Annotated in this window: 13 protein-coding genes; 5 read left to right on the top strand and 8 right to left on the bottom strand. The window is 33.2% G+C overall.

All coding sequences use genetic code 11. The annotated features are described in order from the left end of the window. The first annotated feature begins 10 nt into the window (after positions 1-10). The 5 genes from BUC11_RS07245 to BUC11_RS07265 all read left to right on the top strand — a co-directional run bounded on the left by BUC11_RS07245 (position 11) and on the right by BUC11_RS07265 (position 4,859). Complete coding sequence (locus BUC11_RS07245; protein WP_073352993.1) at positions 11-664, top strand: YggS family pyridoxal phosphate-dependent enzyme; 654 nt, start codon at positions 11-13, stop codon at positions 662-664. A gap of 108 nt (positions 665-772) precedes the next feature. Further along, entirely contained in the window at positions 773-2,134 is a 1,362-nt protein-coding gene (locus BUC11_RS07250; protein WP_073352994.1) for an exonuclease domain-containing protein, read from the top strand. Positions 2,135-2,158: 24 nt separating this feature from the next. Beyond that, the gene (locus BUC11_RS07255) at positions 2,159-2,989 is read left to right on the top strand and encodes an ion transporter (RefSeq protein WP_073352995.1); all 831 of its coding nucleotides are present in this window, start codon (positions 2,159-2,161) and stop codon (positions 2,987-2,989) included. Positions 2,990-3,149: 160 nt separating this feature from the next. After that, positions 3,150-4,067 (top strand): tRNA (adenosine(37)-N6)-dimethylallyltransferase MiaA, encoded by a 918-nt coding sequence (miaA, locus tag BUC11_RS07260; RefSeq protein WP_073352996.1) that lies wholly within the window; start codon positions 3,150-3,152, stop codon positions 4,065-4,067. A gap of 51 nt (positions 4,068-4,118) precedes the next feature. After that, positions 4,119-4,859 (top strand): acyl-[acyl-carrier-protein] thioesterase, encoded by a 741-nt coding sequence (locus BUC11_RS07265; RefSeq protein ID WP_073352997.1) that lies wholly within the window; start codon positions 4,119-4,121, stop codon positions 4,857-4,859. A gap of 188 nt (positions 4,860-5,047) precedes the next feature. Here the strand turns inward: BUC11_RS07265 and BUC11_RS07270 are convergent, their stop codons facing one another. From BUC11_RS07270 to porD, 8 genes are all read right to left on the bottom strand, one after another. Beyond that, positions 5,048-5,764, bottom strand: a complete 717-nt coding sequence (locus BUC11_RS07270) for a response regulator transcription factor (RefSeq protein WP_073352998.1) — start codon at positions 5,762-5,764, stop codon at positions 5,048-5,050. A gap of 3 nt (positions 5,765-5,767) precedes the next feature. Then, complete coding sequence (locus BUC11_RS07275) at positions 5,768-7,351, bottom strand: sensor histidine kinase (RefSeq protein WP_073352999.1); 1,584 nt, start codon at positions 7,349-7,351, stop codon at positions 5,768-5,770. Between the two features lie 59 nt (positions 7,352-7,410). Next, positions 7,411-8,007 (bottom strand): dephospho-CoA kinase, encoded by a 597-nt coding sequence (gene coaE, locus BUC11_RS07280; RefSeq protein WP_073353000.1) that lies wholly within the window; start codon positions 8,005-8,007, stop codon positions 7,411-7,413. A gap of 1 nt (position 8,008) precedes the next feature. Then, the gene (locus BUC11_RS07285) at positions 8,009-9,010 is read right to left on the bottom strand and encodes a glycosyltransferase family 2 protein (protein WP_073353001.1); all 1,002 of its coding nucleotides are present in this window, start codon (positions 9,008-9,010) and stop codon (positions 8,009-8,011) included. 152 nt (positions 9,011-9,162) lie between these two features. Next, complete coding sequence (gene fabV / locus BUC11_RS07290) at positions 9,163-10,353, bottom strand: enoyl-ACP reductase FabV (protein WP_073353002.1); 1,191 nt, start codon at positions 10,351-10,353, stop codon at positions 9,163-9,165. Between the two features lie 66 nt (positions 10,354-10,419). After that, on the bottom strand, positions 10,420-11,127 hold the full coding sequence (locus BUC11_RS07295; RefSeq protein ID WP_073353003.1) for a hypothetical protein: 708 nt from the start codon (positions 11,125-11,127) through the stop codon (positions 10,420-10,422). A gap of 78 nt (positions 11,128-11,205) precedes the next feature. Next, entirely contained in the window at positions 11,206-12,858 is a 1,653-nt protein-coding gene (gene recN / locus BUC11_RS07300) for a DNA repair protein RecN (RefSeq protein WP_073353004.1), read from the bottom strand. A 53-nt stretch (positions 12,859-12,911) separates the two neighbouring features. Continuing rightward, on the bottom strand, positions 12,912-13,796 hold the full coding sequence (porD, locus tag BUC11_RS07305) for a type IX secretion system protein PorD (RefSeq protein ID WP_073353005.1): 885 nt from the start codon (positions 13,794-13,796) through the stop codon (positions 12,912-12,914). Positions 13,797-13,836: the final 40 nt, after the last annotated feature.

A 13,836-nucleotide genomic window follows, 5' to 3' on the forward strand; every position in this document is an offset into this window, starting at 1 on the left:
GATTTAAAAAATGTCAATAGCCGAAAATATACTTTCCATACAATCCACTTTACCAGCGCAAGTAACCTTAGTCGCCGTTTCTAAAACCAAACCAATTGCAGCTCTTATGGAAGCCTATGATGCAGGCCAACGTATTTTTGGAGAAAATAAAATCCAAGAAATGGCAGAGAAATGCGAGGCAATGCCAAAAGACATTCAATGGCACATGATAGGACACGTGCAAACCAATAAAGTCAAATTTATGGCTCCATTTGTGAATTTGATTCATGGAGTAGATAGCTTGAAGTTAGTACAGGAAATCAATAAACAAGCCGCAAAAGCAGATAGAGTCATCGATTGCTTATTGCAAATACACATTGCGGAAGAAGAAACTAAATTTGGTCTTGACGAGCAAGAACTTACTTCACTGCTATCATCAAGCGAATTTAAAGAAATGAGGAACATACGTATTGTTGGTTTAATGGGAATGGCAACCTTTACGGACAACAAAGACCAAATAAAAAAAGAATTTACCCATTTGAAATCGATTTTTGATTCATTTGCAGTTCACAACCATCAATTTACAGTTCTTTCCATGGGAATGTCCGGAGATTACCAACTCGCAATCGAATGTGGAAGCACAATGGTTCGAATAGGAAGTAGTATCTTTGGAGGAAGAAATTGATTTTCAATTTTCGATTTTTAATTGACGATTTTTGACCTGAGCAATAGCGAACTGGCGAAGCATTTCAGCTGTTTCATAATTTGTAACATTAAACATTAAATAAAAAATTTGTACGCAATATTAGACATAGAAACTACTGGAGGACAATTCAACGAAGAGGGAATTACTGAAATCGCTATCTATAAATTTGATGGCCATGAAGTGGTCGATCAATTCATCAGTTTGGTAAATCCTGAAATTCCTATTCAACCGTTTGTTGTTAAACTTACTGGTATCAATAATGCTATGTTGCGCTCAGCTCCTAAGTTTTTTGAAGTTGCCAAACGCATTATTGAAATGACAGCAGATTGTGTAATCGTGGCTCATAATGCCTCCTTTGATTACAGAATCCTACGAACTGAATTTCGCCGTTTAGGTTACGATTTTGAATCCCAAACACTTTGCACCGTCGAATTATCGAAAAAACTATTACCTGAGCAACCTTCTCACAGTCTAGGAAAGCTTGTGCGTGCCCTTGGTATCCCAATGGCAGACCGTCACAGAGCCAGTGGTGATGCTTTAGCAACGGTTAAATTATTTAAAATTCTGCTAGAAAAAGATTTGGAAAAAGAAATCGTAAAAGATTTTATTAAACTGGAAATCCAAAAAGGTATTGCACCAAAATTATTAGATATTGTTTCTAAATTACCAGCTAAAACTGGAGTGTATTACATTCATAATGAAAAAGGAAATCTAATTTACATTGGCAAAAGCCGAAATATAAAAAAACGAATCAACCAGCATTTTACAGGAATAACTACTAAATGCAAAAAAATTCAAGCCGAAGTTTTCACCGTGACCTATGATGAAACTGGAAGTGAGCTTGTCGCTTTATTGAAAGAAAGCGAAGAAATAAAAATCAATAAACCCATATACAATAGAGCTCAACGAAAAAGTATTTTCCAGCTGGCTCTGTATGCTGAAAAAGATGAAAAAGGATACATCAACTTAAAACTACAAAAAGCTGACGGTCGTAAAAAAGAAATTACCTCTTTCACTTCCATTCAAGAAGGAAAAAATGCTTTGTTTAGAATCACCTCTCACTACCATTTATGCCAAAAATTAACAGGATTGTATAGCACTAAAACGAACTGTTTTCAATACAGCATAAAAGAATGTGACGGAGCGTGCTTAGGCGCTATCTCTCCAGAAGAATACAATACAAGAGTTCAAGAATTTATCGAAAAAAATAGTTTCGAAAATCAAAATATGGTGTTGATTGATAAAGGAAGATCGATCAGCGAAAGATCAGCAGTTTTGATAGAAAATGGCATATATAAAGGTTATGCTTTTTATGACTTGAACTACCAAATACACAATATTGAAATCTTGAGAAACATTATTATTCCAATGCAAAACAACCGTGATACCAAAAGCATTATTCAGGGGCATATTAGAAAAAATAAAACGTTAAAAACAATACGATTCTAAACGCATGTTAATCCCTATTTAAGTATGCAAAGAATAAAGTCAAAATTTGACACCTTCAGACAAAAAACAAATATTGTAATTTACGGGACAAATACTGCTTCAGGGCGTTTATTTGATCTGGTACTTTTAGGCGTAATACTGACAAGCGTCATCATCGTAATGCTGGAAACAGTCAAAGGTTTTGACCTAAAATACCATCAAGAACTCATTGTTCTAGAATGGATTATCACCATTTTCTTTACCCTAGAATACTTGCTTCGCATTATTTCCATAAATAAACCGTTAAAATATATTTTTAGTTTTTATGGAGTTGTTGATTTGATTGCGACATTACCCATGTATTTGTCGCTATTTTTTGTAGGAACCAGTGTTTTGACGATATTTCGAGCTTTTAGACTTTTACGACTATTTAAGATCCTAAAACATCCTCAATTCTCTAGCCAATCCGTTCATTTAAGGGAGGCCTTAATTGCCAGCAAAGGTAAAATTCTTATTTTCATCTACTTCATGCTAATTAGTAGCATTATAATAGGTTCAATCATGTATGTAGTCGAAGGAAAAGAAGGTGGCTTCACCAGTATTCCCATCAGTATTTACTGGACTATAGTAACGCTAACAACGGTTGGATATGGTGATATTTCACCTATTACACCGCTAGGACAAGCCATAGCCTCCCTAGTGATGATTATGGGATACGGAATAATCGCCGTCCCTACTGGCATCGTTTCTGCTGAATTTGCAAACACCAATCGTAAAAAAGCATTGGTCCAAAGGGTTAATCCATGCTCAAGTTGCGGAACCGAAGGCCATGAATCTAATGCCAAATACTGTTTTCATTGTGGAACTGAACTATAATTTATTAACTTGAAGCCAATCCAGCTGTGCATTGCAACTCCTCGTTATTCCAGTTGTTTTTCTAAAGCATAAAAGGAGCTTCTTCCAGTCGCTCTTTTACACCAAGAAAAACTAACTTCTATAACTGCGGGGTTTCCGTTTCCATCTGGGCTAAAAAAATATGAAATACCTAATCACCATTATTGGACCTACCGCTATAGGAAAAACCTCCTTAAGTATTGTATTGGCCAATTACTTCAAATGCGACATAATTTCCTGTGACAGCCGACAGTTTTTCAAGGAAATGACTATTGGAACTGCAGTTCCCAGCAAATTAGAATTGGCTGCAACCAACCACCATTTTATCCAAAACAAATCTATTTTAGAAAATTATACCGTAGGTGATTTCGAGAAAGAAGCTATCATAAAACTAGATGAGCTTTTTTTAACTAACGATTACGCCATTTTAGTAGGTGGATCGGGGTTGTATGTTGACGCCATTCTAAAGGGTTTCGATGAATTTCCCGAAATTGATCCTACGATTCGTTCAGATATAAATGCGAATTATGAAAAACTGGGAATCGGATATTTACAACAAAAACTCGAAGTTTTAGATCCTGATTATTATAAAACGCTATCCATCGAAAATCCACAAACCCTACAAAATCCGCAACGAATGATGCGTTTTGTAGAAGTTTGCATTGGTTCTGGAAAACCATATTCTTCTTTTTTAAACCAGAAAAAAAACAGTCGCAACTTCACTCCCATTTTAATAGGTTTGGAAGCCGATAGAAAAATCATTTACAACCGCATCAATCAACGTGTGGACATAATGATGAACGAAGGTCTTCTGGCTGAGGCCAAAGATTTGTTTGCTCACAAAGAGTTGAATGCATTGCAAACTGTGGGTTACAGAGAGTTATTCAGTTATTTTGATAGAGAAATTACACTGGAACTTGCCATCGAAGAAATAAAGAAAAATACTAGACGCTTCTCCAAACGCCAACTCACTTGGTTTAAAAGAAATGAAATCACCAAATGGTTTGATTTTGAAACTCCCTATGAAAAAATAGTTGAATACATAAATTCTAAGAAATAGTGCCCGTCAATTGACGCACAAAATTCACATATAACACGATTTAAATCAGCTATGTCTATATCTCCAAACTTTACCTCTGTTCTCAGCAAAGACTGGGAAATCAATTTTACGCAATGTGCTCCAAATGGCTTTTTAAAGTATACTGATTTATGCAATATTCTGCAACTAACCGCTGCAGCCCATTCTGAAGTTGGCGGAATCAGTTTTACGGACATGCAGGAGTTCGATCAAGCTTGGGTTTTAAGCAGGATGCGTGTTGAAATCTCTAAATTACCAAAATGGGGAGATACCGTTACGGTAAAAACATGGATTAATTCACTGGAAAACTCCCGTTCTGTACGGGCGTTAGAAATGCATGTTAACGGAGAAAAAATTGTAGGTTCTGAGACTTTTTGGGCTGTTTTCAATACTAAAAAGCGTCGTCCTGAAGGTTTAGCTTTACCGTTTAATCATTTTGAACTCTATCCTAATACCAAAGCTACAGTACATGGATTTTCAAAAATTAATTTAGATCATGACAAAGAAATAGTTTTTGAAAAAACAGTATTCTTATCCGATTTAGATATTGTAAATCATGTCAATAATGTCAAATATCTAGAGTGGTGCTTGGATTTAGCAAACGAAAACTTAATCCTTAACCAAAAAATTGAAAGTTTTGAGATGAATTTCTTAAAAGAATTATCTTTGAAGGATAAGGTTCAAATACACGAAACTAATTCCGAGAGTACAACGGTGTTTAGCATTACCAAGGATGAAAAAACAAGTTTTGCTTTACAACTGAATTGGAAATAACGCGTATTTGTTGCCATTTTTAGAAAAATTTTCCGATATAAAATAAACACATCTACTCATTCTAAACCCTAGCCCTGATAGCAATGGAAATCCTTTATTCTCGTTTCTTTAACGAGAATAAAGATTGCAATGGATAGCAGGAATTAGCTCCAAAAAAAAAGGCTCCAATTTCTTGAAGCCTCTTTACTTTATTCTACTACTTTATTTTTGACAACTAATCTAAATCCTTCTCCGTGGATGTTTAAAATTTCAACATTTTCATCCAATTTCAGGTATTTTCTGAGTTTAGCGATGTACACATCCATACTTCTTGAAGTAAAATAGTTATCATCTCTCCAGATTTTTGTCAAGGCTAATTCTCTTGGCATTAAATCATTTTCATGAAGAATCAGCATTTTCAATAATTCGTTCTCTTTTGGAGATAATTTAATCGGCTCTTCATTATTAAACGTTAAAAAACGTAGTTTAGAATTCAGATGGAATTTACCAATATTGAACTCAAACTGTATTTGTTCTGCTTTAGTATCTGAAGATTTTCTTTGTATTATCGCCTTGATTTTCATCAACAAAACTTCAGAATCAAAAGGTTTATTTAAGTAATCATCAGCGCCCGCTTTATATCCCTTCAGCACATCTTCTTTCATCGATTTGGCTGTCAAGAAAATAATAGGCACTTCATTATTTTTTTCTCTGATTTCCTTAGCTAAAGTATAACCATCTTTATAAGGCATCATGACATCTAGAATACATAAGTCGAAAGTGTCTTTTTTGAATTTTTCAAATCCTTCCATTCCGTTCTTAGCTAGGGTCACGTCAAAATCATTTAACATTAAATAATCTTTTAAAACCGCTCCAAAATTAAGGTCATCTTCAACTAAAAGTATTTTTTTATTTACATTTTCCATATTCTAATTTATTAATGGTAATTTTATTATGAAGGTACTCCCTTTTCCCTTTTCACTTTCTACATAAACTTGACCGTTATGGTCGTCCACAATTCTCTTTACATACGCTAGACCTAAACCATGACCTTTTACGTTATGGATGTCACCTGTATGTTCTCTATAAAACTTCTCGAAAATTCTTTTTTGAGCAATTTTACTCATTCCTAAACCTTTGTCTTTTATCTTGATAATGATCATGTCCTTGATGTTTTCTGTAAAAACCTCAATTTCTGGTACATTTGGAGAATATTTTATGGCGTTCTCTAAAATATTTACAATCACATTGGTAAAATGAACATCATTGATTAACACCGTAGTTCGTAGTGCATTAAAATGACTAACGATCGTTCCTTCCCTATCTTCTAATATTAAATTTACGTGTTCTATTGCGTCATTTATAATATCATGAATGTTATGAGATTCTTTGATAATATTTAATTCTTTTTTTTCTAATTTAGAAATACGAAGCACATTTTCTACTTGCGCATGCATCCTTTTATTCTCGTCTTTTATCATTTGGAGGTACCTAAGAACCTTCTCTTTATCATCAATTATCTTTGGATTTCTAATGGCATCCAGGGCTAAATTAATTGTTGCAATTGGCGTTTTAAACTCATGCGTCATGTTATTGATAAAATCATTTTTGATTTCAGATATTTGACGTTGACGAATCAATTGATTTAAAGCACTAGAGTAAGCAATTAAAATAATAAGCGTAAAAATGATCGACAATACAGTAACACTAACCAATTCAGACAATAAAAATTTCTTTTTATGAGGAAAAGTAACCAGTAATTGGTATTTACTATTGCCTTCGTTATCTGAAAATATCGGAATAGAATAGGTTGCCTCCTTGTCATATTTAAAATCAGTAGATTTTACTTTAGTGGCTAAATTATTACTGTATACACTAAATTCAAATTTAGTATTAACGCCATATTCTTCTAATTCTTTTTTGATCAGTTTACTCAAGGTTTCTTTTGAAACTCTTTCCTGAATAGGCAGCACCGAAGCAAAATCTTTATAATAAATCTCAAAAGAAGCGTTGTCTAAAACGTCTAAATTTCCTATTTTCTCAATTCTAATATCAGGTATTAAACTTTTATTTACGGTTGATTTATCAATTGAATTATCGTTATATACCTCAGTAACCCGTTTAGAGCTAAAACTCTTAAACTTTTCACTATCAAATTTTTTATCAAAGAACGTTGGTGATATATTGTAATCTTCTGAAATTATACTATTTGAATATATAATTGTTTTATTTGTTCTAGGATTTTTTTGAACATAATAAAATTCCAGTATGTCGTCCTTCTTAGGCACTTTTCCGGTGCTGTCTTTATAATGATTTATTTTGTCATAAAAGTTATACGCTTCCTGCTTTTGAATTTTATCAGCCACATTACCAATAACTTGCTTAACATGAAATTTAAACTGCTCATCATTATTTTTGAAAGAGGTATTGAACCAATACACCTGTACAAGAATAATCCCAATAAGGGATAAGCTCATCAATAAAACAAGTAATCTAAAAAAAAGTTTGTTCATCGAAACAAATTTAGTATTTTAACAATATATTAAATAATAGATTAACCAAACATTAACACCTATGTGTGTTTTTGTTTAATCTTTAAAATTTTAAGAATTTGATCCACTTCGCGTTTGGCAATTTCGATCGTACTATTTTCTACAACAAAATCACTTTTTGAAGTTCGTTTTTCATCGCTCCATTGTGCGTCCATTCTTTTTAAAATCGCTTCGCGAGTCGTTTTGTCTCGCTCAAGGATACGCTGAATTCTAGTTTCTACAGGGGCTGTGATGGTTATGATTAAATCACAGTCTTTATAACTTCCACTTTCAAACAAGATGGCTGTTTCATAAATGATATATGCAGCTGCTTTATTCTCCACTAGCCATTGTTTAAAATGTCTTTTTACTGCTGGATGAACAATCGCATTTAGTTGTGCTAATCTAGCAGGTTCATTAAACACAATTTTAGCGAGTTTTTCTCTATTTATATTCCCATTCTCAAAAACAATATCGCCAAATGTATTTTTAATAGCAGCTACAATTTCTGATGATTGCATTAATTTTCTCGCCTCATCATCAGCAATATAGATTGGAATCCCGCACGAATGAAAATACTTAGCAATGGTCGTTTTTCCGCTTCCAATGCCACCCGTTAATCCAATAATTTTTGTCATATTATATTTTGAAAAATAATTCAGGAAAAGCTTCTTGGGGTTTTTGCTTTAAAATTATCACTTTAAAATAGGATTTTATAAAACCTAAACCATACCCATAAAATTGTTTCCAAACAGCTATTAAAGATAAATAACCAATTTTAATACTCTTATTCTGGTAAGAAGACACCAAAAACAGTACCAAAAAGTACACAAAATACAATTGAAGTAGCGAATCAAAATTAAAAACTAACATCAATAAAAAGGAGATAAAAAATCCAATAATAAAAATGGAAGGAAAGAAAAAAGTCAATTTACTGTATTTTGGATACCAGCTATTTAAAATAGGTCTTGCTTTGCCAAATTTATTTACCTGAACGGAAAACTTATCCCAGTCTATTCTTCGTTTATGATAGACGTAAGCATTTGGGAAAAGTTTAGTTTCAAATCCTAAATTCCACAAACGAATCGATAAATCCGGATCTTCACCAGGATGAATGTTTCCAAAACCTTTGGATGCTTCAAACCCTTTACGAGACAATCCCATATTAAAACTTCTAGGTTGAAACTTCCCTATTTTCTCCGAACCACCTCTTATCCCACCCGTTGTAAGAAAGGAAGTCATAGCAAAATTGATTGCTTTTTGTATGTCAGAGAAACTGTCTAAAGCTTGGTCTGGTCCACCAAAGCAATCTACATAGTCTTGCTTTAAAGCGGTGTCAACGACTGATAAATATTCTTTTGGAATAATACAATCCGAATCAAAAATGATAAAATAATCTCCTCTAGCCTTTTTCATACCGTAATTTCTAGAATCACCAGGACCAGAGTTGTCTTTATAATAATATGAAATATCAAGTCTATCACCATACTTTTGCGCCACTTCCTTACAAACTAAACTAGAACCATCTTCTACAAGTACAATTTCAAATATCTCTTTATAGGTGGAATGAGTTAAGCTTTCTAAGAGTTCGTCCACTTCATCTGGACGATTATAAACTGGAATTATTAAGGAAAATAGCATAAATTATAATGTCGTATTAGTATTGTATTTTGGAATTTGAAAATTTTAACAAATATAATCTTTCTCCATAAAAAAACCACCAACTTACAGTTGATGGTTTAAAAATAGTTTCTATTTTATTCCTCTATTTCCAGTTGTAGAGATGCTTCTAATTAAGCAATACTTTCGATATTTACTACTTCGTTTGTTTCCGCTTTATAATCTACACCTGCTACATCAAATCCAAATAAATTATAAAAATCTTTTCTGTATCCTTCTAAATCCCCTATTTCAGCTAAGTTTTCAGTTACGGCCTGAATCCACAATTTAGCTACTTTTTCCTGAACATCCGAACGCATTTCTAAGTCATCAATCCGAATTCTGCCGCTATCATCAACAGGAACTTCATTTCCTGTGTACAATCTCTCTTGATACAAACGTTGAATTTGTTCAATACATCCTTCATGAATTCCTTCTTCTTTCATTATTTTGTAAAGCAAGGAAATATACAATGGAATAACTGGAATTGCAGAACTAGCCTGCGTTACTAATGCTTTATTAACGGAAACATATGCTTTTCCATTTATGCTAGCTAAACGATCAGTGATAGCAAAAGCCGTCGCTTCAAGATGGTCTTTAGCACGACCGATAGTCCCTTTTCTATAAACTGCTTCGGTCAATGAGGGACCAATATAAGAATACGCAACCGTTGTTGCTCCAGGAGCTAATAAATTTTCAGCTTTTAAAGCATCAATCCACATCGACCAATCCTCACCACCCATTACGGCAACTGTATTTTCAATATCGTCACCACTGCATGGTTCGATAGAAATCTCTGATACTTTTCCAGAGTGAAAATCAACGGTTTTATTTGTAAAGGTACTTCCTATAGGTTTCAAAACAGAACGGTGCAACACCCCTGTTGTAGGATGCATGCGAACTGGGGACGCTAAACTATAGATAATTAAATCTACCTGACCTAAATCCGCTTTAATAAGATCTATTGTTTGTTTTTTGATTTCATTAGAAAATGCATCTCCATTAATGCTTTTTGCATACAATCCAGCAGTATGTGCTTCGGTTTCGAAAGCGGCTGAATTATACCAACCAGGCGAAGCCGTTTTTCCTTCAGAAGGTGCTTTTTCAAAAAACACACCAATAGTTGCTGCGTCACATCCAAAAGCACTTGTAATTCTGGAAGCCAAACCAAAACCAGTAGAAGCACCAATCACTAAGACTTTTTTTGCTCCATTAACAGCTCCCTTAGATTTTATGTATTCTATCTGATTTTTAACATTTTGTGCGCATCCTTCTGGGTGTGATGTCGTACAAATAAATCCTCTCATTCTTGGTTCAATAATCATAACTGTCTTTTATTTCCGTTTTATATTGTTCAGTTTGTTCCTCTTTTGATTTAAAAAACAAATTTCTTATTTAATAATTTTATTAATGTTTTCTCTTACCGTTACGATATCTATTTTTTTGTTTTTGCATTTTAGGTTTTCCGCTTGATAAATTGTTAAAAATTCATTGAAATCTTTACAATCTTTTAAAACATTAAACTCTTTTTTAACGACATCAAATACAATCCCCTTTAATCGATTCATGGAAGATCCTATTGCACCTCCAACAGCTCCACCGCTTCCATAAGCAAATCCCTTTGACCAGCTATTAGCAAGTTCCGCTTCTAAATAGAAAAACCTTCCCGCTTGCAACACTCTATGGTACGAGTTTGGGTTATTTCCTTCTTCATTTTTATCTCCTTTTACCGCATACTTACGGAAATTTTTTTGTTGTATGTAAAGATTTCCTTCTAGCGAAACAGCAAAAACTCCCGTCAGTTTCATTTGATCAGCTACCGTATAAAGAAACACATGATCTACAATAACGTCTTTAGGTATTACTTTTTTTTCAAATCCAACAATCGCTCTGCGTTCAACCGGATTACGTTTGGTCTTTTTTTTGTTTATAAAATCTTCTAAAGTAACATAAAATCCATCTGAATAATCACTAACAGCAAACATAGACGTATTGCTAGGGTCTAAACCTACAGCATTAGTTGTTGTCATAGTTTGCCCAAAAGAAGTATTAAAAAAAGAAATACAGATTACGCTAAATATTCCGATTGATTTATTCATAGTTCTATTTTACTTTATAATCACATTAGTAAATTAATTGAGTCCTTCTTTTTTTAGCGACAAATATAATTTAAAATATTAGTTCAACAAGGCTTTCGCGTGATTTAAGGCTGATTCAGAAACAATAGTTCCGGATAACATTTGCGCAATTTCCACCACTCTATCTTGGTCATTTAACAACTTTAGCTCCGATTGTGTATCGTCACCAACAGTCGATTTAAATACTTTAAAGTGTGCATTCCCTTTTGCGGCAATTTGAGGCAAATGCGTGATGGCAAAAACTTGCATCTTTTGACTCATCTCTTTCATAATTTCGCCCATTCTAATAGCAATTTCACCCGACACACCCGTGTCAATTTCATCAAAAATCAGTGTTGGTAGTTTTGAATATTGTGCCAAAATTGCTTTAACAGCCAACATAATTCTCGACATTTCACCGCCAGAAGCTACTTTTTTCAATAAACCAAAATCAGTTCCTTTGTTGGCCGAAAACAAAAACTGAAGGATATCTTTCCCATTTGGGAAATACGTTTCCACCGAATTAATTTCTATTTTGAAACGAACATTTGGCATTCCTAAAGTTTCTAAAATCACAATCAACTTTTGAGATAAAACCGGAATAGACTCTACTCTTTTATCATGAATGGCCGCAGACATCACATCTAAAGTTGCAGTCTTTTGCTCTATTGAATCCGTCAATACTGCAATTTCTTCTTCAATGTTCCCTAATTCTAAAACTAAATTTTCTAATTTACTTTGAATTTGCAATAGTTCTTCCACCGTACTAACCTGATGTTTCTTTTGCAAACTAAAAATAACTTGTAGCTTTTGACTAATTAAATCCAATTGCTCTGGATCATTTACCAATTTTTCTGAACTGCGACTAATCTCTTCTGAAATATCATCAAATTCTATCGTTACGCTTGCAATTCTGTCTAATAAAGATTGATAATCAGCTGAAAAAGGAGCAATTTTCTGTAAAGCCACTTTAATTTCTTTCAAATTATTCATCACACCTATTTGTTCGTCATTGGCAATAGCCAAAGCCTTATCAATAGATTCTTTTATAATTTCAACATTATTTAATTTCTCAAAATCAGCTTCTAGCGTTTCTTGTTCACCAGATTTTAGATGAGCTGCTACTAATTCATCTAACAAAAATGTATTGTATTCCTGCTCTTTTTTAGATTCAGTTTGTGTTTTTAACAGTGCGTTTAATTTAGATTTATCTGCTTTATAATTTTTTAAAAGTACTTGATATTCTAAAATAACTTCCTTATTACCAGCAATAGCGTCAATAATGTTAAACTGAACATTTTCTTCTGAAAGTTCTTGTGTTTGCTGTTGCGAATGAATATCTATCAAAAACAAACTCAATTCCTGAAGTTCCTGAAGATTCACAGGACTATCATTAATAAAAGCTCTAGATTTCCCTGATGGGAGAATCTCCCGTCTAATTATAGTTTCGTTTTCATAATCTAAATCATTAGCTTCAAAAAAAGGCAACAAATTATACTTTGAAATTTCAAAATGAGCTTCAATAATACACTTTTCTTCTTTATTTTTCAAGGAAGTTAAATCTGCTCTTTTTCCTAAAACAAGTCCTAAAGCACCTAAAATAATAGACTTACCAGCACCAGTTTCTCCAGTTATTGTTGAAAAACCCTTGGAAAAATCAATAGTCAATTTTTCTATTAAAGCATAGTTTTTTATCGAAAGTGACGTTATCATTTATATTTATTTTAGGAATGAGAGACTAGAATTAAACTAAAGAATGAAAAAAACTACTGTTTAATTGATATCCATTTACTCGAGTTCAAAGGGGAAATTTTATTAAGATTATCGACTAAGTCAGAAACAGTAATGCTTGGACCTCCTGAAAAAACAGAAACGATCTCATCTGATTTAGCATCAAAAAAGACACGCGTTAGAAAGGCGTTTGGTCTTGAAGCATTCAATTTTGATAAATTCATCACTGCTGCTTTAATTTTTTCTTTAGCAATCTTTACATCTTTAGTCATTAAATCTAAACCAGTGTGATAATCAAATAGCGTTTGTCTGATTTGTTTAAAAGTTGGTGATAGCATATCATTTATTAAAAAAAAACGCGTTTGGTTGCCATCCGCTTGACTCCAACCTTTTGAGCCTCCTTGTTGTGCCACATTTGAAATGTTTTGAGCAATTTCAAAATTAGGGTTACCAGATTCCAAAACAAAGGTATCTGCATCCATTGCTAAAATCATATAGCTGTAATAGGCAAGAACTGAAACTAAATTAGAATCAAATGTAGTTGGGCTAAATATAAGATTTTCAAACTCCGTGTACCTAAAATTAAAATCTTTATCATTATAATTCAATACTGGAGAAGAATAGGAGGAATTAAAAATAGGTCTTGATGACTGCACTTGAATGGTAGCTGTGAATTGATCCGAACTATTCGACGAAATCGTAAGGTACATCGAACAATTAATTTTTTCGTTCTGCTTCACCGCGACACCCGTCCAATCTGTTTTATTTACAAACTCAGTTATAGCAGTTTCTAAAGATTTAAAGACTTGTTGATTGGTCGCGCTCAATCTTTGTGAATCAACCGTAACGGTACAATTCAACTGTTGCGCTTGGGCAATTCCAAGAATAAAAAGCAGCAAAAAAGTAAATATTTTATTCATTTGTAGATTTCTATTTTAAGGATTTTGTCAAATTAACAAC

It is taken from the genome of Flavobacterium xanthum, assembly GCF_900142695.1.
GTDB classification, from domain to species: Bacteria; Bacteroidota; Bacteroidia; order Flavobacteriales; family Flavobacteriaceae; genus Flavobacterium; species Flavobacterium xanthum.